This is a genomic window from Kitasatospora sp. NPDC048286 (genome assembly GCF_043201735.1).
Lineage (GTDB): Bacteria > Actinomycetota > Actinomycetes > Streptomycetales > Streptomycetaceae > Kitasatospora.
Window position 1 is genome coordinate 185,573 of the sequence record NZ_JBICZE010000001.1, and the last position, 22,582, is coordinate 208,154.

General features: G+C 70.3%; 20 protein-coding genes. 5 read left to right on the forward strand and 15 right to left on the reverse strand.

Features of this window, described 5'->3' with window-relative positions:
• Nucleotides 1-59 precede the first annotated feature (59 nt).
• The 6 genes from ACGF13_RS00885 to rfbB all read right to left on the reverse strand — a co-directional run bounded on the left by ACGF13_RS00885 (nucleotide 60) and on the right by rfbB (nucleotide 5,366).
• Nucleotides 60-965: a glycosyltransferase family 2 protein gene (locus ACGF13_RS00885; protein ID WP_392867356.1), complete on the reverse strand. Its 906-nt coding sequence runs from the start codon at nucleotides 963-965 to the stop codon at nucleotides 60-62.
• Nucleotides 966-969: 4 nt separating this feature from the next.
• Nucleotides 970-1,368 carry a DUF2304 domain-containing protein gene (locus ACGF13_RS00890; protein WP_392867359.1) on the reverse strand — a complete coding sequence of 133 codons (399 nt, stop codon included), beginning with the start codon at nucleotides 1,366-1,368 and terminating at the stop codon, nucleotides 970-972.
• Nucleotides 1,365-2,054 (reverse strand): glycosyltransferase family 2 protein, encoded by a 690-nt coding sequence (locus ACGF13_RS00895; RefSeq protein WP_392867362.1) that lies wholly within the window; start codon nucleotides 2,052-2,054, stop codon nucleotides 1,365-1,367. The genes ACGF13_RS00890 and ACGF13_RS00895 overlap by 4 nt, the downstream gene beginning before the upstream one ends.
• Before the next feature lie 68 nt (nucleotides 2,055-2,122).
• On the reverse strand, nucleotides 2,123-3,460 hold the full coding sequence (locus tag ACGF13_RS00900) for a lipopolysaccharide biosynthesis protein (RefSeq protein WP_392867364.1): 1,338 nt from the start codon (nucleotides 3,458-3,460) through the stop codon (nucleotides 2,123-2,125).
• Nucleotides 3,457-4,392, reverse strand: coding sequence for a dTDP-4-dehydrorhamnose reductase (gene rfbD / locus ACGF13_RS00905; RefSeq protein WP_392867367.1), 936 nt, complete (start codon nucleotides 4,390-4,392; stop codon nucleotides 3,457-3,459). Before rfbD ends, ACGF13_RS00900 begins: the two co-directional genes overlap by 4 nt.
• Nucleotides 4,389-5,366, reverse strand: a complete 978-nt coding sequence (gene rfbB, locus ACGF13_RS00910) for a dTDP-glucose 4,6-dehydratase (RefSeq protein ID WP_392867370.1) — start codon at nucleotides 5,364-5,366, stop codon at nucleotides 4,389-4,391. The genes rfbD and rfbB overlap by 4 nt, the downstream gene beginning before the upstream one ends.
• Nucleotides 5,367-5,447: 81 nt before the next feature.
• On the opposite strand from rfbB, the gene rfbA reads away from it, so the two are divergent.
• The 3 genes from rfbA (at nucleotide 5,448) to ACGF13_RS00925 (ending at nucleotide 8,308) form a co-directional block, all read left to right on the forward strand.
• Complete coding sequence (gene rfbA / locus ACGF13_RS00915) at nucleotides 5,448-6,323, forward strand: glucose-1-phosphate thymidylyltransferase RfbA (protein WP_392867373.1); 876 nt, start codon at nucleotides 5,448-5,450, stop codon at nucleotides 6,321-6,323.
• The gene (gene rfbC / locus ACGF13_RS00920; RefSeq protein WP_392867377.1) at nucleotides 6,320-6,919 is read left to right on the forward strand and encodes a dTDP-4-dehydrorhamnose 3,5-epimerase; all 600 of its coding nucleotides are present in this window, start codon (nucleotides 6,320-6,322) and stop codon (nucleotides 6,917-6,919) included. Before rfbA ends, rfbC begins: the two co-directional genes overlap by 4 nt.
• A gap of 213 nt (nucleotides 6,920-7,132) precedes the next feature.
• A complete protein-coding gene (locus tag ACGF13_RS00925) occupies nucleotides 7,133-8,308 on the forward strand; it encodes an acyltransferase family protein (RefSeq protein WP_392867380.1) in 1,176 nt (391 codons plus the stop codon).
• Nucleotides 8,309-8,351: 43 nt separating this feature from the next.
• On the opposite strand, the gene ACGF13_RS00930 is transcribed toward ACGF13_RS00925, so the two are convergent.
• The 9 genes from ACGF13_RS00930 to ACGF13_RS00970 form a co-directional block, all read right to left on the reverse strand.
• Nucleotides 8,352-8,804: a GtrA family protein gene (locus tag ACGF13_RS00930; RefSeq protein WP_392867383.1), complete on the reverse strand. Its 453-nt coding sequence runs from the start codon at nucleotides 8,802-8,804 to the stop codon at nucleotides 8,352-8,354.
• A gap of 27 nt (nucleotides 8,805-8,831) precedes the next feature.
• Complete coding sequence (locus ACGF13_RS00935; protein ID WP_392867386.1) at nucleotides 8,832-11,252, reverse strand: hypothetical protein; 2,421 nt, start codon at nucleotides 11,250-11,252, stop codon at nucleotides 8,832-8,834.
• 95 nt (nucleotides 11,253-11,347) lie between these two features.
• Nucleotides 11,348-12,298 carry a glycosyltransferase family 2 protein gene (locus tag ACGF13_RS00940; protein ID WP_392867389.1) on the reverse strand — a complete coding sequence of 317 codons (951 nt, stop codon included), beginning with the start codon at nucleotides 12,296-12,298 and terminating at the stop codon, nucleotides 11,348-11,350.
• 355 nt (nucleotides 12,299-12,653) lie between these two features.
• A complete protein-coding gene (tuf, locus tag ACGF13_RS00945) occupies nucleotides 12,654-13,847 on the reverse strand; it encodes an elongation factor Tu (protein ID WP_380608275.1) in 1,194 nt (397 codons plus the stop codon).
• A 199-nt stretch (nucleotides 13,848-14,046) separates the two neighbouring features.
• Nucleotides 14,047-16,152, reverse strand: a complete 2,106-nt coding sequence (fusA, locus tag ACGF13_RS00950) for an elongation factor G (protein ID WP_392867392.1) — start codon at nucleotides 16,150-16,152, stop codon at nucleotides 14,047-14,049.
• A 39-nt stretch (nucleotides 16,153-16,191) separates the two neighbouring features.
• A complete protein-coding gene (gene rpsG / locus ACGF13_RS00955; protein WP_030055803.1) occupies nucleotides 16,192-16,662 on the reverse strand; it encodes a 30S ribosomal protein S7 in 471 nt (156 codons plus the stop codon).
• Nucleotides 16,663-16,664: 2 nt separating this feature from the next.
• On the reverse strand, nucleotides 16,665-17,036 hold the full coding sequence (gene rpsL, locus ACGF13_RS00960) for a 30S ribosomal protein S12 (RefSeq protein WP_014144289.1): 372 nt from the start codon (nucleotides 17,034-17,036) through the stop codon (nucleotides 16,665-16,667).
• Nucleotides 17,037-17,412: 376 nt separating this feature from the next.
• Nucleotides 17,413-19,029 (reverse strand): DUF2142 domain-containing protein, encoded by a 1,617-nt coding sequence (locus ACGF13_RS00965; RefSeq protein WP_392867395.1) that lies wholly within the window; start codon nucleotides 19,027-19,029, stop codon nucleotides 17,413-17,415.
• A gap of 223 nt (nucleotides 19,030-19,252) precedes the next feature.
• Nucleotides 19,253-19,804, reverse strand: a complete 552-nt coding sequence (locus ACGF13_RS00970) for a DUF1707 and DUF4190 domain-containing protein (RefSeq protein ID WP_392867398.1) — start codon at nucleotides 19,802-19,804, stop codon at nucleotides 19,253-19,255.
• A gap of 244 nt (nucleotides 19,805-20,048) precedes the next feature.
• Here ACGF13_RS00970 and ACGF13_RS00975 point away from each other — a divergent pair, with 244 nt between their 5' ends.
• Together ACGF13_RS00975 and ACGF13_RS00980 are read left to right on the forward strand one after the other, a co-directional pair.
• Nucleotides 20,049-20,870 carry an ABC transporter ATP-binding protein gene (locus ACGF13_RS00975; RefSeq protein ID WP_392867401.1) on the forward strand — a complete coding sequence of 274 codons (822 nt, stop codon included), beginning with the start codon at nucleotides 20,049-20,051 and terminating at the stop codon, nucleotides 20,868-20,870.
• The gene (locus ACGF13_RS00980) at nucleotides 20,867-22,495 is read left to right on the forward strand and encodes a transporter (RefSeq protein WP_392867404.1); all 1,629 of its coding nucleotides are present in this window, start codon (nucleotides 20,867-20,869) and stop codon (nucleotides 22,493-22,495) included. Before ACGF13_RS00975 ends, ACGF13_RS00980 begins: the two co-directional genes overlap by 4 nt.
• Nucleotides 22,496-22,582: the final 87 nt, after the last annotated feature.

Here is a 22,582-nt window from a genome sequence, read left to right on the forward strand (position 1 = left end):
ACTGGGCCGGTAGTCCGATCGGACTACCGGCCCAGTGCCGTATCAGGACTCGCGTGGCGTCAGTGTCGCTCTCCGCCGGTCAGCGCGTGGCGGACCAGCACCTTGGCGCCGGCCCGCTGGCCGCGCTTCAGCGCGCCCGGCAGCATGGTCAGCGCGTGCAGCCGGGAGGCGCTGCGGAACCGGGCCGCACGGGCGGCCTTCGGCCAGCCGCGGGCGTCCATCCGCTCGGCCACCGCGTTGAAGTACCGCTCCGCCTCGGTGAACCGGGTGCCGGAGAAGGCCTGCACCGAGGACTCGCTGACGGCGTGCCGGCGGTACTGGAAGACGACGGTGGTGTTGTCCACCATCATCTGCTCGCCCCGCTCCAGCAGGTCGACGACCAGGGCCAGGTCCTGGATCACCGAGTACTCGTCACGGAAGTTGACCGCGCGCAGCGCCTCGCCCCGCCAGCAGATCGACGGGAAGTAGAGCCAGTTGCCGCGCAGCACGCTCGCGGCCAGCTCCTCGCCGCCCATCAGCCGCCGGCCCTTGACGGTCGGCGCGTAGATCTTCTCCTTGACGTTGTCCGCCAGGCCGGAACGGCTGACCTCGCCGTTGCCGTCGATGACCTCGACGCCCGGCTGGACCATGCCCAGGTCCGGGTTGGCCTTGAGGACCGAGCGGACGGTCTCCAGGTAGTGCGGGTGCAACAGGTCGTCGCAGCCCATGATGACCACGTGGTCGGCCGTGGACAGCTCCACGCACTTCTGGAAGTTCTTGGTGATGCCCAGGTTCTGCTCGTTGCGCAGGTACGTCACCCGGTCGTCGCCGAGCGAGGCGAACCAGCCCGGGACGTCCGGCTCCTTGCCGTCGTCGATGACGGTCAGCCGGAAGTCCCGGTCGGTCTGCGCGAGGATGCTCCGCACCGCGGCCTGCATCAGCGCCACGTCGCCGTAGTACGGCAGCATGAACTCGAAGGTCGCCACGGGATCAGGCCTTGCTGCCGTCGACCGGCGCCGAGACCGGCAGGTCCAGGTCGAAGCGCTCCTCGTTCAGGCGGGCACCCTCGTTGATCGCCACGGTGCGCGCCAGGTCGGTGAGCTTCTTCTCCAGCGAGCGGAAGCGCAGGAAGGTGTTCAGGGTCAGGAAGCCCATCCCCAGCACCATCACGTACAGCACCAGGTCGGTGCCGCGGCCGACGCCGAGCTGGTGGGCCAGCCAGGTCACGTCGGTGGGACGCAGCACCGCGTAGATGTTCACCAGCACGAAGACCGAGAACGCGATGCGCTTCCAGGCGCGGGTGTTGGCACGGTCCCAACGCCGGATGAACATGAAGGCGAGAGAGACCGAGCCGAGAATGAGAACCAGCTGGATCCAGAAGAATTTCATCGGCGGCTACGCTCCCGCAGCGAGATGTCGAAGATGATGTTGACGCCGTTGATCAGGGACTGACCCTTGGCGCGTGAGTAGTCGGTGTACAGGATGTCCACCGGGAGTTCGGCGACCCGGAGGTCCGAGCCGGCGAGGTAGCTGACGATCTCCGACGCGTGCGCCATGCCGTTCATGGTGATCCGCAGCCGACCGGCGGCCTCGCGGTTGAGCACGCGCAGGCCGTTGTGGGCGTCGGTCAGCTTGAGCTTGCGAGCGGTCGGGCTGACGGTCGCCGCGGTCCGCAGGACGACCCGCTTGATCCACGGCACCTGCCCGTTCTGCTCGATGAAGCGCGAGCCGAGGACGACGTCCACGTCGCCCTCCCGCAGCAGGGCGACCATCTTCTCGACGTCGGCGGTCTGGTGCTGGCCGTCGGCGTCGAAGGTGGCGAAGTACTTGGCACCGGGCTGGGCCAGGGCGTAGGCGAGGCCGGTCTGGAGGGCGGCACCCTGGCCGAGGTTGACCGGGTGGCGCACCAGGTGCGCGCCCGTCTCCATGATGTGCTTGGCCGAGTCGTCGCCGCTGCCGTCATCGACCACCACGATGTTCGGGAACGTCTTTCGCGCCCCCTCCACAACGTCGGCGATCACCTGGCCCTCGTTGTAGGCCGGGATCACCAGCCAAACATCGTCGTACTGGGACACGGAGGCTCCATCAATGGGGTCTGGCCCGCGCTGCTGCGCGGCGATCTGAAGATGAGGGGCGGACACGGTCACTCACCGGCCGTCCGGCTGCTCAACACCGCGGCGTTCGAGTCCCCCGGCTGCTGGACGAGGCCTGCGGAATTCGTCGCCGAACGGGCGAAACTCTGCCTCAGGACCGCCAGCATACCGAGGACCGTGGCCACGGAACCCGCGGTGTACGCGAGGATCACGCGGGTGGACACGTCGCCGGGCAGGAAGGTCACCCCGGCGAGGACCACGGTGCCGACCGCCCAGCAGAGCAGCTGAAGGTTGTGACGCTTGAATACCATCAGCGCCTGGCCGAGCACCATCGCGAACATGTACGCCACGGTTCCGGCGGACAACCAGAAGAAGTCGAGGCAGCCGAGCACCGGCTTGGCGTGGAACAGCACCTGGATCAGCCACGGGCCGAGGGCGACCGCCGGGATCCCGCCGAGCAGGCCGAGCGCGCCCACCACGGCGCCGATCTTCTTGAGCATCCCGGTGAACGCGGCCCGGTCCCCGACCGCGATCGCGGCGGAGAGGCCGTTCAGCAGCGAGGCCTGGAGCGAACCGAAGACGAACAGCGGCACCCGGGCCAGCACCAGCGCGTTGAGCAGGGCGGCGATCAGCGCGGAGTCGGACGGCGCGAGCAGCTTGGTGCTCACCACGGCCGCGTTCACCACGACCTGCGAGAGCAGCGTCGAGCAGATCAACAGGCCGAGGCCGGAGCAGAGTTCGGACCAGCCGATCTGCTCGCCGGGCTTCACCGCGCGCAGCAGCGGCGGCAGCGTGACGATCGCGGCCAGGATCGGCGCGACGGCCAGGATCAGGCTGAACGCGAGCGCCGAGTGCACCCCGGCCACGCCGCAGGCGAAGGCCAGGCCGATCCGCAGGCCGCCGTCCAGGCCGAGCTGGGTGCCGTACGCGCCGAAGCGGCCGAGGCCGGCCAGCACGCCGCGGGTGAGGTAGCAGACGGCCATGCCGGTGAAGGCGCCGCCGAGGGCCAGCACCAGCGAGCGGTCCCCGTGGAACATCGCCCGGGCGATCGGGCCGGAGGCGGCGCCGAGGACGGCCAGGGTCGCCGCGAGGATCCCGCCGGTGAGCAGGGTCGCCCGGCGCAGTACCGGCGCGGCACCGTGGCCGAGCGCCGCCCGCGCCGCGACGATCCGGGTGAGCTCCTGCTCGATCGGGAAGAAGACGCCGATGCCCACCGACATCACGATCGTCCACAGCAGCGAGACGTTCGCCATGTCGTCGACGGACAGGCTGTGGCCCGCCACCCCGAGGTGGATGTAGGAGGCGGCGCCCAATACGACGGTGCCGCCGGCCACCGCCAGGGTTCCCGGCGGTAGCGCGGCAGCCACCTTCGTCAGTGCGTTCTTCACTGAGGTCTGTCGCTCTCCGTGGTCCGGGCCGTGGCGGCCAGTTCGGCGAAGACGGGCCGGGCCAGGGCCTCGGCCAGCATGGCCCGCCACTCGGGCAGCGGAGCCAGCCCGGCGGCGGCCCAGCGGTCGTGCGCCAGGACGCTGAAGGCCGGACGGGCGGCCGGGCGGACGAAGGCCTCCGACGTGGTCGGGCGGATCCGCTCCGGGTCCAGCCCGCTCAGCGCGTAGCTCTCGCGGGCCAGCCCGCACCAGGTGGTGCGGCCGCTCGCGGTGCCGTGGTAGATCCCGGCCGGGGCCTGCCCGGCGAGCGCGGCCCGGCCGAGCTCGACCAGGCGGCCGGCCAGCGCGTACGACCAGGTCGGCTGGCCGTGCTGGTCGTCCACCACGTCCAGGGTGTCCCGCTGGGCGGCGAGCTTGAGCATGGTGGCCACGAAGTTCGGGCCGTGCTCGCCGTACAGCCAGGCGGTGCGCACCACGTAGCCGTGCTCGGGGAGGAGTTCGGCGACCGCCTGCTCCCCCACCAGCTTGCTGCGGCCGTACGCGTTCACCGGCGCGGTCGGGGCGTCCTCCGGGCATGGCTCGGTGGCGTCACCCGGAAGGACGTAGTCGGTGGAGACGTGCAGCAGCCGCGCGCCGGCCTTGGCGCACGCCGCGGCGAGGAGGCGCACGCCGGTGCCGTTGACGGCGGTGGCGGCGTCCTCCTCCGTCTCCGCGGCGTCGACGTTCGTCCAGGCGGCGCAGTTGACCACGATGTCGTGGCCCTCGACGGCGGCCTGGACGGCCGCCGCGTCGGTGATGTCGAGGTCCGCCCGGCGCAGCGCGGTGACCTCGGCGGCCCCGTCGGCGCCCAGCACCGACAGCAGGTCCTGCCCGAGCATCCCGGCCGCGCCGGTGACCAGCCAGCGCACGGGCGCGGCGGCGTTCGCGGTCACTTGGCCAGGGCCGCCTTCTGCTTCAGCGGCTCCCACCAGGCGCGGTTCTCGCGGTACCAGGCGATGGTCGCGGCGAGGCCGTCCTCGAAGCGGACCTGCGGCTCGTAGCCGAGCTCCTCGCGGATCTTGCTGATGTCGATGGAGTAGCGGAGGTCGTGGCCCTTGCGGTCCTCGACGTGCTCGACCATGTCCCAGCCGGCGCCCGCGGCCTCGAGCAGCAGGCCGGTCAGCTCCTTGTTGGTGGCCTCGGTGCCGCCGCCGATGTTGTAGACCTCACCGGCCCGGCCGCCGCGCATGACCAGCTCGATGCCCCGGCAGTGGTCCGAGACGTGCAGCCAGTCGCGGACGTTGCCACCGTCGCCGTACAGCGGCACCTTCTTGCCGTCGATCAGGTTGGTGGTGAACAGCGGGATGACCTTCTCCGGGAACTGGTAGTGCCCGTAGTTGTTGGAGCAGCGGGTCACCACGACGTCCATGCCGTGGGTGCGGTGGTAGGCCAGCGCCAGCAGGTCGGAGGAGGCCTTCGAGGCGGAGTACGGGGAGTTCGGCTCCAGCGGCCAGGTCTCGGTCCAGGAGCCCTCGTTGATCGAGCCGTACACCTCGTCGGTGGAGATGTGCACGAAGCGGCCGACGCCGTGCTTGCGGGCCGCGTCGAGCAGCACCTGGGTGCCCACGACGTTGGTCAGCACGAACGGGCCCGCACCGGCGATCGAGCGGTCCACGTGGGACTCGGCGGCGAAGTGCACCACCACGTCGTGACCCGGCATGACCTGGTCGACGGCGTCCACATCGCAGATGTCGCCCTGGACGAAGGTGTAGCCCTGGTGCCCGGCCACCGGGGCCAGGTTCTCCAGGACACCCGAGTAGGTGAGCTTGTCAAAGACCGTGATCCGGGCATTCTCGTCAGCCCCGAGGAGCTGACGGACGAACTCCGAACCGATGAATCCGGCGCCGCCGGTCACGAGGATGCGCATAATGCGCGTAGTCTACCGCCGCCCGAACACCCTCCCGACCCGGCCCCTCCCGCGTTCACCGATCTCGAATAAGGTGCACCCATGCGTGGAATCCTCCTGGCCGGCGGCACCGGCTCGCGGCTGTGGCCGCTGACCCGTGCGGTGTCGAAGCAGCTCCTCCCGGTCTTCGACAAGCCGATGATCTACTACCCCCTCTCGACCCTCGTGATGGCCGGGATAAGCGAAATCCTGATCATCACCACCCCGAACGACCGGGACCAGTTCGAACGGCTGCTGGGCGACGGTTCCCAGTTCGGCCTGAAGCTCCAGTACGCCGTCCAGGAGAAGCCCGAGGGCATCGCCCAGGCCTTCGTGCTCGGCGCGGACTTCATCGGTGACGAGCCGGTGGCCCTGATCCTCGGCGACAACATCTTCCACGGCAGCGGCCTGGGCACCCGGCTCACCGAGCACTCGGACATCAAGGGCGGCCGGGTCTTCGCCTACCCGGTGGCCGACCCGACCGCGTACGGCGTGGTCGAGTTCGACGAGAGCGGCCAGGTCCTCTCCATCGAGGAGAAGCCGACCGAGCCCAAGTCCCGTTACGCCGTTCCGGGCCTGTACTTCTACGACAACCGGGTGGTCGAGATCGCCCGCAACCTGCAGCCGAGCGCCCGCGGCGAGCTGGAGATCACCGCCGTCAACGACGCCTACCTGCAGACCGGCGACCTGCACGTGACGATCCTCGACCGCGGCACCGCCTGGCTGGACACCGGCACGTTCGTGTCGATGGTCCAGGCCTCGGAGTTCGTCCGGGTCATCGAGGAGCGCCAGGGCTTCAAGATCGGCTGCATCGAGGAGGCCGTCTGGCGGGCCGGCCTGATCGACGACGCCCAGCTGCGCGAGCTCGCCGAGCCGCTGCTGAAGAGCGGCTACGGCCAGTACCTGCTGGGCCTGCTCGAAGAGGCGGCCGCCAAGTGAAGTTCCGCGAGCTCTCCATCGAGGGCGCCTTCGAGATCACCCCGCAGGTGCACGGCGACGCCCGCGGCCACTTCACCGAGTGGTACCGCTTCGACCGGCTCGCCGAGGTCGTCGGCCACCCGCTGAACCTGGCCCAGGCCAACCTGTCGCTCTCCGCCAAGGACGTCGTCCGCGGCATCCACTTCGCCGACGTCCCGCCCGGCCAGGCCAAGTACGTGGCCTGCACCCGCGGCGCGGTGCTGGACGTCATCGTCGACCTGCGGGTCGGCTCGCCGAACTTCGGCAAGTGGGAGTTCGTCCGGCTGGACGACACCGAGCGCAAGGCCGTCTACATCCCCGAGGGCCTCGGCCACGGCTTCTGCGCCCTCACCGACGACGCCACGCTGACCTACCTCTGCTCGGCGACGTACAACCCGACCGGCGAGCACGGCGTGCACCCGCTGGACCCGGACCTCGGCATCGAGTGGCCGACCGACGCCCCGCAGCTCTCCGCCCGCGACGCGGTGGCGCCCTCCCTCTCGGAGGCCCTCGCCACCGGCCTGCTGCCGGACTACCAGGCCTGCAAGGCCTACACGGACTCGCTGAAGCAGCAGTAGCGGAGCCCGACCGGCCGAGGGGACGAGCGCAGGTGCACCCGTCCCCTCAGCCGTTCCCCCTGCCCCCCCCTCACAGGCCCATTCCCAGGCCGCTCCCCAGCCGGCCGGATCGGACGGACCATGACCCACCCTGCGGGACCCTCACACGGCATACGTGGGGGCGTCGACACCCGACGCCCCGCGTGGCTGAGGGGAGGCAGTCTGTCCGGCCGCGTGAACAGCTTCGGCGCGATCCGGACGACCCTCGCGGTAGCCGTCGTCTACTCCCACGCCTACCCGCTCGGGTTCGGCCGGCCCGCTCCGCTCTCCCAGTTCAGCGGCGGCCAGATCGACCTCGGCCGGCTCTCGGTGGTCGGCTTCTTCGCGCTCTCCGGGTTCATGATCACCGGAAGTGCCATGCGCAGCACGATCGGCCGCTACTCCTGGCACCGCGCCCTGCGCATCCTGCCCGGGCTCTGGGCGTCGCTCCTGGTCTGCGTCCTGCTGGTGGCACCCGCCCTGTACTACCGGACCCACCACTCGCTCGACGGCTACTGGTCACACTCGCACGGGCCGCTGAGGTACCTGAAGGGTGCCTGGAACGCCTCGCTCTCCACCGGGTTCGACATCTCGAACGTGATCGACGACGGCGTGAAGGCCGGCACCAACCACGACCCCGGCATCAACGGCTCCCTCTGGTCGCTCGACTACGAGATGCTCTGCTACGTCATGATGGGCCTGCTGGCCGCCGGCGGCGTGCTGCTGCGCGCGAAGAAGACGGTGCCGCTGCTGACCCTGGTCGGCTGGATCCTGGTCTTCGAGGACTGGCGGACGACCCCCGGCTTCGTCAACAACCCGCACCACATGGGCTTCTACATCCATGTGCCGGTCTTCGGCCAGGTCTACACCCAGTACTTCGTCTACCTGGCGTTCGTCTTCCTGCTCGGCGCCACGGTGCAGCTGTACAAGGAGCGGATCCCGATCCACGCCGGGCTGGCGCTGCTGTCGGCCGTCGTGCTCGTCGCCAGCCTGCGCTACGGCGGGCTGTTCGCGTTCGGCTACCCGGCCTTCGCGTACCTGCTCTTCTGGCTGGCGGTCCGGCTGCCCCGGCCGTTCCAACGGATCGGCGTCAAGCGGGACCTCTCGTACGGCATCTACGTGTACGGCTTCACCGTCGAACAGGCCGTCGCCGCGCTCGGGGGCAACACGCACGGCATGAAGGTCTACCTCCTGCTGTCCCTCGGCGGGACGGTCCTCCTCGCGGCGCTCTCCTGGTACCTGGTCGAGAAGCCCGCGCTGAAGGCGAAGGACTGGACGCCGCGGCCGGTGCGCGCGCTGGCCGAACGCCGGGCCCGCAAGGCGGCCCCGGTGCCGGCCGAGCCGGCCGCGGAGCCGGTCGCCGCGCCCTGACGACCGTACGACGCCAGGCCCCCGGTGGCCCGGTTCGTCCCCCTCAACGGGTCCTGAAGACCCACACCTTGAGGAGGACGAACCGGACCACCGTCGCGAGGCCGTTGGCCACGATCAGGCCGGCCACCTCGACCACCCGCGAGGCGTGCGGCGCGAGCAGGGCCAGCAGGGCGAGCGCGCCGCTGCTCAGGCCCAGGCCGATCAGGAACGCGACGGCGCCCTGGAGCTGGTGGCGCACCGCGCCCTCCGAGCCGGTGATGCCGAAGGTGAAGCGCCGGTTGGCGGCGGTGTTGGCGACCGCGCTCACCGCCAGGGCGATCAGGTTGGCCGCCTGCTGGTCGACGACCTGGCGGGCCACCACGTACAGGCCGAGGTAGAAGAGCGTGCTGAGCACGCCGATGACCAGGAACGACGGCAACTGCCGCTTGGCGGTGCCGGCCGGTGCGGCGGCCCGGCCGTCGGGGGCCGGCGCCGGCGCGTTGTCGGTGGAGACCATGGGTTGCCCACTGCTTCGTTCGTCGGGTCAGGAGAGCTCGTACACGGCCACCCGGCCGTTGTCGAACACCTGCTTGGCGAGGTTCCTGAGCTGCGGCGACTCCTCGCCCGCCTTCCGCTGGACCACCAGGTAGCGGACCTTGTGATCGCGGTGCAGCCGCTTCAGGATGTCCGGCGTCGGCGCGTAGAACGCGGCCTCGTTGAGCTGGAACAGCTCGGCGTCCCAGAACGGCGAGCCGGAGGCCGACGCCCCGTTCGCGGTGGCCATCAGCCTCGGCGCGTAGGCCCAGCCCTCGATCAGGACCGAGCGCTCCGAGTAGCCGCTGAGCCAGTGCGAACGGTAGTTGGCGCACGGCAGGCCGTCCGCGTAGTCCTCGTACTGCCAGCAGTGGCTGTTCGTCGCCAGGATGTCCGAGGGCTCGCTGTGCGAGCGGATCCAGCGGGCGGCGTTCACCTGGCTCGCCGGCATCACCCAGCTGCCGTCCCACATCATCTCCTGGGCCTGGACGGCGTCGAGGGCCAGGCCCGGGGTGCCGAGCGTCAGTCCGGCGGTCAGCAGGACGACCCCGCCCCGGCGCCGCAGGCCGCGCGCCCCCCGGGAGAGCAGCCGCCAGAGCAGCCCCAGGAGGAGCGCCAGCACCGCGAACGCGGCCGCCACGCTCAGCGCCGGCAGCAGCGGCGTGTACGGCTCGGTGCCGGTGCCGTCGCCGGTGTGCTCGTGGAGGAAGGTCTCCCAGGTCGCCGAGTACCGGTACGAGAGCCAGGTGAGCAGCCCGGTCAGGGCCACCGCGCCGACGGCCAGGGCGGTCTTGCCGGCCCTGGGCAGCCTGGCCCGCTCGAAGGCCTCGCAGTACCCCCAGGCGGACAGCACCGCCCCGAAGGGCATCGCGGAGATGGTGAAGTAGCTGGCGTTGTAGCCGTTGACCACCAGGTAGGCCGCCGGTCCGGCCACCGCCGCGCCGAGCAGGAACCACTGCGCCGGCTCCAGCCGGAGCCGGCGGCGCCACAGCAGCGGCACCGCGCCCAGGAGCTTGATCTGGTGGTTCAGGAGGAAGGCGATCAGGACGGCCACGACCAGGCCGCTCTGGGCCAGCACCGGCCGGCCCTCCAGGGGTTCGGCCCAGTACTTCTGGATGTTGCCGAAGGGGATGACCTCCAGGCCGTAGCTCTCGAAGTCGAAGATCACCGCCGTCGCGAAGAGCTGCGCTCCCGCGATGGCCCCGCCCAGCCCGACGACCGTCCAGGGGATGCACCTGCTCCTGATCACGACCGCCAGACCGGCGACGGCCAGACCCGCGAGGGCCACCGGGAGGGTGCTCGCCTTGGCCGCGCTGGAGGCGGTCGCGAACATCGCCGTCAGGACGAAGACGCCCCGCCCGAACTGCGGTGCCCGGAACGGCCCGTCCTCGCCGCCCGGACCGGCGACCCGGCGGAGCCCGTCGGCGACCACGCCGACCAGTGCGATCAGCAGCGGCTGGCTGTACGTCAGCGACATGCTCGACCAGGACATCAGCCGGACGGCCGGCGCACCGAAGGTCCAGCTCATCACGGTGTTCGGGTAGACCGCGGTGAACTCCCCGACCGCGAAGAGCAGCAGCGCGGCCAGCGGTCCCGCCCACGCCCGGCCGGTGACCCGCTGGGCCACCACGGTCATGATCAGCACACCGAGCGCGGCGAACGCGGGGACGAGCAGCCTGGTCTCGACCACCGGCAGGTCGATGTGGCCGACCATGTCGGTCATCGCCATGTGCGCGAACGTGAACCAGTGGTAGTGGAGCGGCTCCCCCGCCACCTGCGGCACGGTCAGCGGCACGTGCTGCTTGGCATCGGCCGCCAGCGACAGCATGTACGGCATGTCGCCGAACAGCCGGGACCGCTCGTCCGTCGCCAGGACCGGGAACTTCGACAGGAAGACCTGGTAGTAGTACAGGCTGGTCAGACCCACCACCGCGGCCGTCGACCAGGAACAGCCCGGGGACAGCCGCCGGTAGCCACTGGGGCGCCAGTGCCGGCGCAGGCCCGGGACGAGCGCGAACGGGACGACCACCGCGAGCGGCCAGCCGACGGCCACCGACTGCAGGCCGGCGCGGACGAGGACCGCCCACGCCGCCAGTTCCAGCACCAGCCCGGTCACCGCGCCGAAGACGAGGTCCTCCAGCAGGGTGTGTGGACGCCTGCGCAGGGCCCGGAAGACCAGGGTGCCCGGGAGCACCACGCCCCAGCCCGCGTAGAAGGTGTACCGGGCGATGTCGCCGACCCTGGTGTCCGCGGCCAGCAGCAGCCCCACCAGGAGCAGGTAGGCCGAGACGGCGGGCAGGAAGCGCCAGAGGGCGTGCGCCCGGGAGCCCCCGTCCGTCGCGCCGCCGGACAGCCCGCCGGACGGCGCCGGGACCCCCGGACGTCCTCCGGTGGCCGGGGCGGCTCCGGTCGCGGTGCTGTTCGTATGCATGGTGTCCGTTCTCTCGTCCGAGCTCACAGCTCGCAGCACGGCAGCCTGGCGGAGGCCGGCCGCGGTCCGTCGACCGGCGGCGGAACGACTCCGGGTCAGCCCGTGTAGGAGGCGCTGCGACGAGCCGTCGCGGGGTCGGGCCCGTCCGCCGAGTCGTAGCCGACGAAGTACGCCGGCCTGGCCTGGGCCGCCGAGTAGATGCGCCCGACATACTCACCCAGCAGACCCATGCAGACGAGCTGGACGGCGCCGAGGAACAGCATGCCCATGAACAGCGAGGACCAGCCGGGGACGGTCTTGTCGAGCGCGTACGCGACCACGGTGTAGACACCGAGGGCGAAGCAGACCAGGAAGCTCAGCAGGCCGAGCCAGGTGGCGAGCCGCAGCGGGCTCGCCGAGAAGTTGGTGACGCTGTCGACGGCCAGGCGGACCATCTTGGACAGCGGGTAGTGGGTCGAACCGGCGACCCGCTCCTCGCGCACGTAGACGACCTCGCCGCTCGGGAAGCCGAGCCACGGCACCAGCAGCCGGTAGACCGGCTGGTGCTCGGGCATCGCCTTGAGCGCGTCCACCGCGGCACGGCTGAGCAGGCGGAAGTCGCCCGCCTGGTTCGGCATCTTCTTGCCGACGAGCTTGCGCATCAGCCAGTAGTAGCCGCCGGCGGTGCGGCGCTTGAAGACCGTGTCGGTGCCGCGGTCGCCGCGCACGCCGTAGACCACGTCGAGGCCCTGCTCGCGCGCGAGCGAGAGCATCTCGGGGATCTTCTCCGGCGGGTCCTGGAGGTCGGCGTCGATGGAGACGACGTAGTCGCCGAAGGCGCGGTGGATGCCGGCCGTGAGCGCGGCCTGGTGCCCGGAGTTGCGGGCGAAGCGGACGATGCGGAACTCCGGCCAGTCCTGGCGGATCTTCTGCATCAGCACCGGGGTGGCGTCCGTGCTGCCGTCGTCGATGCCGACGACCTCGTACGTGATTCCCAACCCGTCGAGGATCGGGCGCAGGCGGTGCACGGTCAGCGGCAGCGCCTCCTGCTCGTTGTAGATCGGCATGACGACCGACAAGAGCGGCGCCGGCTCGCCGGCCGACCCGACTCCCTGATCTCCTGCGTTGAGCATCCTTCTTCGCCTGTCCCCATGTGATCCGAAAGCGGTTGGGAGGCTTGGACCGCCGAGTCGACCCCACCGGCCGGAACCTTCTCCCTCCGCACCCGGAGCATCGCGGACGGCGGCGAGGGAGAGCCAATGAGCGGCAGGATAGCAGTCTGCTCTGAGCACACTCTCAACGGACCTGTTACCTGATCGCCGTCGATTCGATATCCCGACACGCCGAAGGGCCCCGCTCACTCGGAGTGCGCGGGGCCCTTCGGACCGAGCCTGTACGAGGCAGGCAGGTCAGAGCATCAGACTACTTGATGATCTTGGTGACCTGGCCGGCGCCGACGGTGCGGCCACCCTCACGGATGGCGAACTTCAGGCCCTCCTCCATGGCGATGGGCTGGATCAGCGCAACGGTCATGGCGGTGTTGTCGCCCGGCATGACCATCTCGGTGCCCTCGGGGAGGGTCACGACGCCGGTCACGTCCGTGGTACGGAAGTAGAACTGCGGGCGGTAGTTGTTGAAGAACGGGGTGTGGCGGCCACCCTCGTCCTTCGACAGGATGTAGGCCTGGGCCTCGAAGTCGGTGTGCGGGGTAACCGAACCCGGCTTGATGATGACCTGGCCGCGCTCGACGTCCTCGCGCTTGATGCCACGGAGCAGCAGACCGACGTTCTCACCGGCCTGGCCCTCGTCGAGCAGCTTGCGGAACATCTCGATGCCGGTGACCGTGGTGGTGGTCTTGGTCTCCTTGATGCCGATGATGTCGACAGTCTCGTTGACCTTGAGGATACCGCGCTCGATACGACCGGTGACGACGGTGCCACGACCGGTGATCGTGAAGACGTCCTCGATCGGCATCAGGAACGGCTGGTCCACGGCGCGGGCCGGGGTCGGGATGGCCTCGTCGACGGCGTGCATCAGGCCGAGGAGCTTCTCGCCCCACTCCTTGTCGCCCTCCAGCGCCTTCAGCGCGGAGACGCGGACGACCGGCAGGTCGTCGCCCGGGAACTCGTACTCGGAGAGCAGCTCGCGGACCTCGAGCTCGACGAGCTCCAGGATCTCCTCGTCGTCCACCATGTCGGCCTTGTTCAGGGCGACGACGATGTACGGAACGCCGACCTGGCGGGCCAGGAGGACGTGCTCCTTGGTCTGCGGCATCGGGCCGTCGGTGGCGGCGACCACGAGGATGGCGCCGTCCATCTGGGCGGCACCGGTGATCATGTTCTTGATGTAGTCGGCGTGACCCGGGCAGTCGACGTGGGCGTAGTGGCGCGCCTCGGTCTGGTACTCGACGTGCGCGATCGAGATGGTGATACCGCGCTGACGCTCCTCCGGGGCCTTGTCGATCTGGTCGAACGGCGTGAAGGGGTTGATCTCCGGGTACGCGTCGTGCAGCACCTTGGTGATGGCCGCGGTCAGCGTGGTCTTGCCGTGGTCGATGTGACCGATGGTGCCGATGTTGACGTGGGGCTTCGTCCGCTCGAACTTCGCCTTCGCCACTGAGTCCTCCTGAGGACAGTTCCTGTACGCCGTGCTGACGCCAGTTGGTCTGAAATCGGTTTTGGTGCGGGTTGTCCGGAGGACATCCCGTGCCGTCCCGCTGCTGGGGGGGCCGGAGGCCCCGGGAAGATCCGACCGGATCCTCCCGGGTTGCCTCCTAATAGCCTAAGGCTTCGTAATCGTCCCGATTATCGGGACGTCACTCGCCCTTGGCCTTGGCGATGATGTCGTCCGCCACGTTCTTCGGAACCTCGGCGTACGAGTCGAACTGCATCGAGTAGCTCGCGCGACCAGAGGTCTTGCTGCGCAGGTCACCGACGTAGCCGAACATCTCGGAGAGGGGCACCAGCGCCGAGACGACGCGGGCACCGTGACGCTCGTCCATGGACCGGATCTGGCCACGACGAGAGTTGATGTCGCCGATCACGTCGCCCATGTAGTCCTCGGGCGTGGTGACCTCGACGGCCATCATCGGCTCGAGAAGGACCGGCTTGGCCTTCTTCGCGCCTTCCTTGAAGGCCATCGAACCGGCGATCTTGAACGCGAGCTCGGAGGAGTCGACGTCGTGGGCCTGGCCGTCGAGCAGGCTCACGCGGACACCCTGCAGCGGGTAGCCGGCGAGGATGCCGAACTCCATGGCCTCCTGGCAACCGGCGTCGACCGACGGGATGTACTCCCGCGGAACGCGGCCACCGGTGACCTTGTTGACGAACTCGTAGCCCTCGGCCTGCTCGAGCGGCTCGATCGCGATCTGCACCTTGGCGAACTGACCGGAACCACCGGTCTGCTTCTTGTGGGTGTAGTCGATGCGCTCGACCGCCTGGCGGATGGTCTCGCGGTACGCGACCTGCGGCTTGCCGACGTTGGCCTCGACCTTGAACTCACGGCGCATACGGTCGACCAGCACCTCGAGGTGCAGCTCGCCCATACCCGCGATGATGGTCTGGCCGGTCTCCTCGTCCGTGTTGACCTGGAAGGACGGGTCCTCCTCGGCGAGACGCTGGATGGCGACACCCAGCTTCTCCTGGTCACCCTTGGACTTGGGCTCGATCGCGACGCGGATGACCGGGGCCGGGAAGTCCATGGACTCCAGGATGACCGGGTTCTTCTCGTCGGACAGCGTCTCACCGGTGGTGGTCTGCTTCAGGCCCATGACGGCGATGATGTCGCCGGCGCCCACCGAGTCGATCTCCTCACGCTTGTTCGCGTGCATGCGGTAGATCTTGCCGATGCGCTCCTTCTTGCCCTTGACGGCGTTCAGCACCGAGGTGCCGGACTCCAGGCGGCCCGAGTAGACCCGGACGAAGGTGAGCTTGCCGAGGTGCGGGTCCGACATGATCTTGAACGCGAGCGCGGCGAGCGGCTCGTCGTCCGAGGCCTTGCGGGAGATCTTGACGGTGTCGTCGCCCGGCTTGGTGCCCTCGATGGACTCGATGTCCAGCGGGGACGGCAGGTACTTGACGACCGCGTCGAGCAGGGGCTGAACGCCCTTGTTCTTGAAGGCGGTACCGCAGAAGATCGGGGTGAAGTCCGAGTTCAGGGTGCCCTTGCGGATCGCGTCCTGCAGCAGCTCGACCGGGATCTCCTCGCCCTCGAGGGCGAGCTCCATGATCTCGTCGCTGACGTTCGAGACCGTGTCGATGAGCGCCTCGCGGTACTCGTCGGCCTGCTCCTGCAGGTCGGCCGGGATGTCGACGACGTCGTACATCTCGCCCTTGGCGGCCTCGGCGGACCAGACCAGCGCCTTCATGCGGACCAGGTCGACAACGCCCTGGAAGTCCGACTCGGCACCGATCGGGAGCTGCATGACCAGCGGGGTGGCGCCGAGGCGGTCCACGATGGTCTGCACGCAGAAGAAGAAGTTCGCGCCCGTGCGGTCCAGCTTGTTGATGAAGCAGATGCGCGGAACGCCGTAGCGGTCAGCCTGCCGCCACACGGTCTCGGACTGGGGCTCGACACCGGCGACACCGTCGAACACCGTCACGGCACCATCGAGGACGCGCAGCGAACGCTCCACCTCGACGGTGAAGTCGACGTGACCCGGGGTGTCGATGATGTTGATGGTGTTGTCGACGTCGTCGACCGTCCAGTGACAGGTCGTCGCGGCCGACGTGATCGTGATGCCGCGCTCCTGCTCCTGCTCCATCCAGTCCATGGTGGCAGCGCCATCGTGGACCTCACCGATCTTGTACGAGACACCGGTGTAGAACAGGATCCGCTCGGTGGTGGTGGTCTTGCCCGCGTCGATGTGCGCCATGATCCCGATGTTGCGGACCCTGGCGAGGTCAAGGGAGGTTGCAGCCATGGTGGCTCGTTCTCTCTCTGTCTAGTGACGGGGTACGGACTACCAGCGGTAGTGCGCGAAGGCCTTGTTGGACTCGGCCATCTTGTGGGTGTCCTCGCGACGCTTCACGGAAGCGCCCAGGCCGTTGCTGGCGTCGAGGATCTCGTTCATCAGGCGCTCGGTCATGGTCTTCTCGCGACGGGCGCGGGAGTAACCGACCATCCAGCGCAGCGCCAGGGTGCTGGCGCGGCCCGGACGGACCTCGACCGGAACCTGGTAGGTCGCGCCACCGACACGGCGGGACTTGACCTCGAGGGCCGGCTTGACGTTCTCCAGCGCGCGCTTCAGCGTCACGACCGGGTCCGAGCCGGTCTTCTCACGGACGCCCTCGAGGGCGCCGTAGACGATCCGCTCGGCGGTGGAGCGCTTGCCGTGCAGCAGGATCTTGTTGACCAGCTGGGTGACGACCGGGGAGCCGTAAACCGGGTCGATGATGACCGGGCGCTTCGGGGCGGGGCCCTTACGAGGCATTCTTACTTCTCCTTCTTGGCGCCGTAGCGGCTGCGAGCCTGCTTGCGGTTCTTGACACCCTGGGTGTCGAGCGAACCGCGGATGATCTTGTAGCGGACACCAGGAAGGTCCTTCACACGACCACCGCGCACCAGCACGATGGAGTGCTCCTGCAGGTTGTGGCCCTCGCCCGGGATGTAAGCGGTGACCTCGATCCCGCTGGTGAGGCGCACACGGGCGACCTTGCGGAGAGCCGAGTTCGGCTTCTTCGGGGTGGTCGTGTACACACGCGTGCAGACCCCACGGCGCTGCGGGGAGCCCTTCAGCGCGGGAGTCTTGTTCTTCTCGACCTTGTCCTGCCGGCCCTTTCGGACCAGCTGCTGGATCGTAGGCACCGTTTCTCCGTTTTCTGTGTGCCAAGGCTTGGTGAAACTAACCTGCGGTGTCTCCCTCGCACCCGCCCCCGTGGTCGACCCACGCGGTCGGGTGTGTTGGGCTTGTTACGACACGGAATCCCATGGCTGATGTACAGCGACGGCGCTCTACGCGCGGCGCGCTGGGAGGCGCTCCGGCTCGGCGCGGCGACCGGTGTGCATGCACGCACAAGGACCCGGGGACACCCCAGGCACAAGGTCAGAGCGTACCTAGCGCATCGGGCGCGGTCAAAACAAATGCAACGCCGCAGGTCGCGGGGCCTGGCCTCGAAACGGGACGGGAACCGGCGCCGGTGCCGCCCATATCACGGCCGAGAGCCCCCCGCAGGGCGAAACCCTACGCCTCCGCGCGGGCGGCGGCGAGCGGGGTGCTCCCGTCGTCGGCACCGTCCCCGGACGTCCCGGCCGACGCCGACTCGTCCTGTGGCCGGTCCGTCCCCTTCCGGTCCGACAGGGCGACGAGCAGCCCCAGCGCCAGCACGCCCACCCCGTACACCAGCACCCAGGGCTGCCAGCCCACGAACGGCGGCGACCAGTGGGCCGGGCTGATGAAGAACGAACCGCCGGTACCGACCGTGTTGCGGCGCAGCGCCCAGATGAACCCCGCGAAGTCGGCCAGGGCCAGCGCGAGGGAGCAGAGCACCATCAGCCGGCGCCAGGCGAAACCGCCCCGCGGCAGCCGCTCGTGGCAGATCGCGGCGCACACGATCGGCAGCCCGACGGCGAACGGCAGCAGGTAGCGGCCCTGCCAGATCATGCCGACCTCACGCGCCTGCATGGCCTGGGCCACCAGCGGTATGACCACGATCCCGGCCAGGATCCCCAGGACGGCCAGGGTGTCCCTGAGCCGCGCGTAGCAGAGCGCCAGCAGCACCAGGGCGATCGCCACGGCGCACCACAGCAGCAGCGTCGCGGCCGGGGGTTCGGCGTCCAGCCAGCCGAAGTAGCCGATCATCTGCTTCATGTACAGCAGGCCGTTGTCGAAGGTCTGACGGGCCGCGGACAGCGGGGTGAGGTTGCCCGGGGCGTTGATGGTCGAGTGGTCCGGATGGGTCGAGGACCAGACGAGGGCCACGACGGCCGAGACCGCGGCCACGGCGCCCCAGGCCCAGGTCGCCCGATGACGCAGGATCTGACCCAGGACGCCCCTGCGCCCGAGCAGCAGGGCGAAGAAGACCGCCCCGCTGAGCCAGATCAGGCCCAACGGCCGGATGCTCATCAGCACCACCGCGCCGATGCCGAGCCGGGCGACGCGGCGGCTCAGGAGCTGTGGGTCCGGGTTCATCAGCAGCGCCACGGCGGAGCTCCAGACCAGGATGCCCGCGGCGATCTCCGGGCCGCTCGGGTTGACCACGCCGAACATGAACAGCGACATCGGGGTGGCGGCCGCCACCACGCCGAGGATGCTGAGGGAGCGCCGGCGCCACTCCGCCGCCGAGACCACGGCGCTCGCCACCAGGGCGGAGCAGATCGCGGCCGAGATCAGGCGCATCAGGTAGAAGGCCGTCTTGCCCGGGAGCAGCAGGCTGGGCCAGCCGACGGCGAAGTAGTACGCCGGGTGGTAGCGGCCCGCCGAGGTGGTCACCTCGGCCGTCCCGGAGCGCTGCTTGAGCGGGGGCGCGCAGTCGGCCGACTGCCAGGACTTGAAGGCGTAGCACCAGTGGGTCTCCGCCAGGTCCTCGTAGATCCGCGGGAGCTCCACCCCGCTCTCGGCCCAGTAGCCCTGGATCCCGCCGACCGTGTGCGGGGTCATGACCTCCACGCCGTTGACCTGGCCCCGGGCGACCGCGCCCGCCCGGATGATGTGCGCGGGTTCGTCGGGCGCGCCGCCGATCGGAGTCGTCAGCGACCAGGAGGCGCTCAGCGCGAAGAGGATCGCGAACGCGACCGCCCACAGCCGCCGGGGTGAGGACGCGAGCCGCTCGGCGATGCTCTTGACGGCAGTGATCATCATCTGGAAATGGGCCTTCGGGGTCGGTCCGAACTCGGCGTGCGACGCCCACGGCCGGGCGCGGTGGGTGCTCGCATCGACGAGATGTAACAGGCAACGGTCAGCCATGGACGAGAAGACCGTACCGAACCGAGCCCTGAGGGACTAATGGCACCCTCCCGGTGGAGGCCCGCCGAGTCGGTCCGGCCCGGTGCGGTCCACCGACGACGGAGGCGGTACCAGCGGGTCAGACGGTACCCAGCAGGATCAACAAGGTCCAGAAAGCGGTGCCCATGTAACCGATGACCAAGCCGAGGACGGCCGCCCAGTCGCCGTCCATGTTGCGTTGGCGGATCTGCGACCGGGCGATGTGGCCGGTCACCACGGCGGGCAGCGAGAAGCAGACCAGGCCGAGCACCAACGACGTGACCGCGAGCACATTGGTGGGGCGGGGCGGCGGCGGGGGCGGGGGCGGCGGGAGGAAGGTCGCCGGGACCGGCTGCGGCGCGGTCATCGGTGGCGCCGTCATCGGACCGGAGGGCAGGTCGGCCACCAGGGCGGCCAGCTGGCCGTAGGTCTGCGCTCCGGCCGCCGCCTCGTGGCGCTGCTCGTACTCCTGGATGGTGAGCCGTCCCTCGGCGAACGCGGCCTTGAGGACGTCCAGCGTGCGGTCCCGGTCGGCGTGGCCCGCCCGCATCACGGCCTGCGGGGACACCGGGGGCGCCGGCTGCCAGCCCGCCGCCGGCTGCTTGGCCGGCGGATGGCCGGAACCGGGCTCGCCCCATGGTTGTACGGACATCCGCCACCTCCCGGTAGCGCGGCACCCCCGCGCACGTCACTGCTCACTCATAGTGCAGGACGAACGACAGGACCGGGTAGTTGCCGAATCGGACCAGTGGTCGGGAAGAGGATGTCGGGCGGCGCGCCTGGGCCGTTCGGCGGACGGTCTCAAGGGATGCTCAACTCGGGCGACAGCCCGTTCGAGCAGTGCCAGGCTGGTCTCCAGCCACGACGATGTCCCACCACGAGCAGAGAAGGCCGCCATGCAGGCGTCAGCGCCGCCGTCCTCCGACCTCCCCGGGCCGGGAACCCCGTCCGCCGTCAGCATCCAGGGGCTCTGGAAGCACTTCGGCACCCAGGCAGCCGTGGCCGGGCTGAGCCTGGAGCTTCCGGCCGGGGCGTTCGTCGGCCTGGTCGGGCCGAACGGCGCCGGCAAGACCACCACGCTGTCGATGGTCACCGGGCTGCTCCGGCCCGACCAGGGCACCGTCCTGGTCCACGGCACCGACGTGTGGGCGGACCCGGTCACGGTCAAGGCCCGAATAGGCATCCTGCCCGAGGGCCTGCGGATGTTCGAGCGGCTCAGCGGGCGCGAGCTGCTCCAGTACACCGGGCGGCTGCGCGGCCTGCCCGGCGCCGAGGTGGACCGGCGGGCCGAGGAGCTGCTGGCCGTCCTGGACCTCGGCCGGGACGCCGACAAGCTGGTCGCCGACTACTCCACCGGCATGCGCAAGAAGATCGGCCTCGCCGCCGCCCTGCTGCACAACCCGGACGTGCTGTTCCTGGACGAACCCTTCGAGGGCGTCGACCCGGTCTCCGCCCAGACCATCCGCGGCGTGCTCAAGCGGTACGCGGCGGCCGGTTCCACGGTGGTGTTCTCCAGCCACGTGATGGAACTGGTCGAACAGCTCTGCGACTGGGTCGCGGTGGTCAACGCCGGCCGGGTGATCGCCCAGGGCCCGCTGGACTCCGTCCGGGGCGGGCGCAGCCTGCACGAGGCCTTCCTGGAGCTGATCGGCGTGCGCGAGGACGACGGGCAGGTGCTCGGCTGGCTCGGCGGCGGCCAGGCCGGAGGCGACCGGTGACCGGACGGGACGGGGTCACGGCTCCGGTGCCGGACGGGCGGACGGTGGTCCGTGCCCTGGTGGCGCTCAAACTGCGGCTGCTGCGCAACGGGCTGCGGCGCAGCCCCGGCCGGACCACCGTCTACGTGATCGGCGGCGTCGTGGGCCTGGCCTTCGCGGCCGGCGTCGCCGTCGCGATGGCCGCGCTGAACGGGCGGTACGCCGGCTCCGGGGACGCCGGGGTGATGCTGCTCGGCGTGCTGACCCTCGGCTGGGCCGCGCTGCCGCTGTTCCTCTTCTCCAGCGACGAGAGCGCCGACCCGACCCGGCTGACCATGCTGCCGCTGCGGCCCGGCCCGCTGCTGCGCGGCTCGCTGCTGGCCGCCCTGATCGGGCCCGGGCCGCTGATCACCCTGGTGCTGGTGACCGGCGCCGTGCTGGCCGGCGCGGCGGGAGGCGCCTCGACCGCGGTCGCGGTGGCGGGCGTGCCGCTCGCGGTGCTCTGCCTGGTCACGCTCTCCCGGGCGGTCGCGGCGGGCAACGCCCGGATGCTCTCCAGCCGCCGCGGCAAGGACTTCGCGATCTTCGGCGGGCTGGCCTTCGCCCTGCTGGTGCAGGTCGCCAACGTCGGCTCGCAGAGCATCCTCGGCCGCCGGGGCGGGCCGATCGACCTCACCCCGCTGAAGCCGATCGCCTCGGTGCTGCGCTGGATCCCGCCGATCAGCGCGGCGGACGCGCCGCGCACCGCGGGCGAGGGCCGGTACGGGCTCGCGCTGCTCCAGCTCGCCGCGACCGCCGCGCTGCTGGCGCTGCTGCTGCGCTGGTGGCGGCGGAGCCTCCAGGAGCTGATGGTGACGGCCGACTCCTCCACCCTGGAGGTGGCCCGCGGGGTGCGGAACGCGCGCGGGTGGGGCTTCCTGCCCCAGGGGCGGACCGGCGCGGTGATGCAGCGCCACCTGCGGTACGCCTGGCGCGAGCCGCGGGCCAAGGCGGCGCTGTTCACCAGCATCGGGATGACGCTGGTGATCTGCGTGCTGTCGATGGTCCAGGGCTGGGCGAGCGTGTACCTGCTGGCGATGACCGGGGTGTTCCTCGGGCTGCAGATGCTCAACCTGTTCGGCATGGACGGCTCGGCGTTCTGGATGGTCGCCGCCACCCTGCGCACCCCGGCCGACGCCCGGTCCGAGCTGCGCGGCCGGGCGTACGCGGTGCTGTCGTACGCCGTCCCGGTGACGGTGGTGCTCGGGCTGGTGCTGGCGACCGTCACCGGCCGGTGGGGCGAGCTGCCGTCGGCGCTCGGCCTGGCGCTGGCGCTGCTCGGCTGCGGGATCGCGCTGGGCTCGATGTTCAGCGTGCTGGCGCCGTACACCATGCCGGCCGACAGCAACCCGATGCGCAACGCCGCCCCGGGGCAGGGCGGGCTGATCCTGCTCAACCAGTTCGGCTCGATGTTCGGCGTCACGGTGCTGGCGCTGCCGGTCGGCGGCTACCTCGCCTGGGCGCTGGCCTCGGACGGGCCGAGCTGGCCGGTGCTGCTGATCGGCCCGCTGTACGGCGCCCTGGTCGCGGCGCTGGGCGTGCGGATGGCGGCGAGCCGGCTGCTGAAGCGCACGCCGGAGATCCTGGCCAAGGCCATCGAGCGCTGAGCCGGGCCGCCGCACCGGCCCGGCCCGCTCCCCGGCGGGTTCCCGCCGCGGCTCCGGCATCATGGGCAGGAGGCCGGACCGTCGAGG

Coding starts and splice junctions, on each gene's coding strand:
- ACGF13_RS00890 (WP_392867359.1), bottom strand. CDS start 1,368: ATGAAATTCTTCTGGATCCAGCTGGTTCTCATTCTCGGCTCGGTCTCT.
- ACGF13_RS00930 (WP_392867383.1), bottom strand. CDS start 8,804: ATGGTCTCCACCGACAACGCGCCGGCGCCGGCCCCCGACGGCCGGGCC.
- ACGF13_RS00940 (WP_392867389.1), bottom strand. CDS start 12,298: ATGCCGATCTACAACGAGCAGGAGGCGCTGCCGCTGACCGTGCACCGC.
- rfbA (WP_392867373.1), top strand. CDS start 5,448: ATGCGTGGAATCCTCCTGGCCGGCGGCACCGGCTCGCGGCTGTGGCCG.
- ACGF13_RS00970 (WP_392867398.1), bottom strand. CDS start 19,804: ATGTCCGTACAACCATGGGGCGAGCCCGGTTCCGGCCATCCGCCGGCC.
- ACGF13_RS00965 (WP_392867395.1), bottom strand. CDS start 19,029: ATGATGATCACTGCCGTCAAGAGCATCGCCGAGCGGCTCGCGTCCTCA.
- ACGF13_RS00975 (WP_392867401.1), top strand. CDS start 20,049: ATGCAGGCGTCAGCGCCGCCGTCCTCCGACCTCCCCGGGCCGGGAACC.
- fusA (WP_392867392.1), bottom strand. CDS start 16,152: ATGGCTGCAACCTCCCTTGACCTCGCCAGGGTCCGCAACATCGGGATC.
- ACGF13_RS00935 (WP_392867386.1), bottom strand. CDS start 11,252: ATGCATACGAACAGCACCGCGACCGGAGCCGCCCCGGCCACCGGAGGA.
- rfbB (WP_392867370.1), bottom strand. CDS start 5,366: ATGCGCATCCTCGTGACCGGCGGCGCCGGATTCATCGGTTCGGAGTTC.
- rpsG (WP_030055803.1), bottom strand. CDS start 16,662: ATGCCTCGTAAGGGCCCCGCCCCGAAGCGCCCGGTCATCATCGACCCG.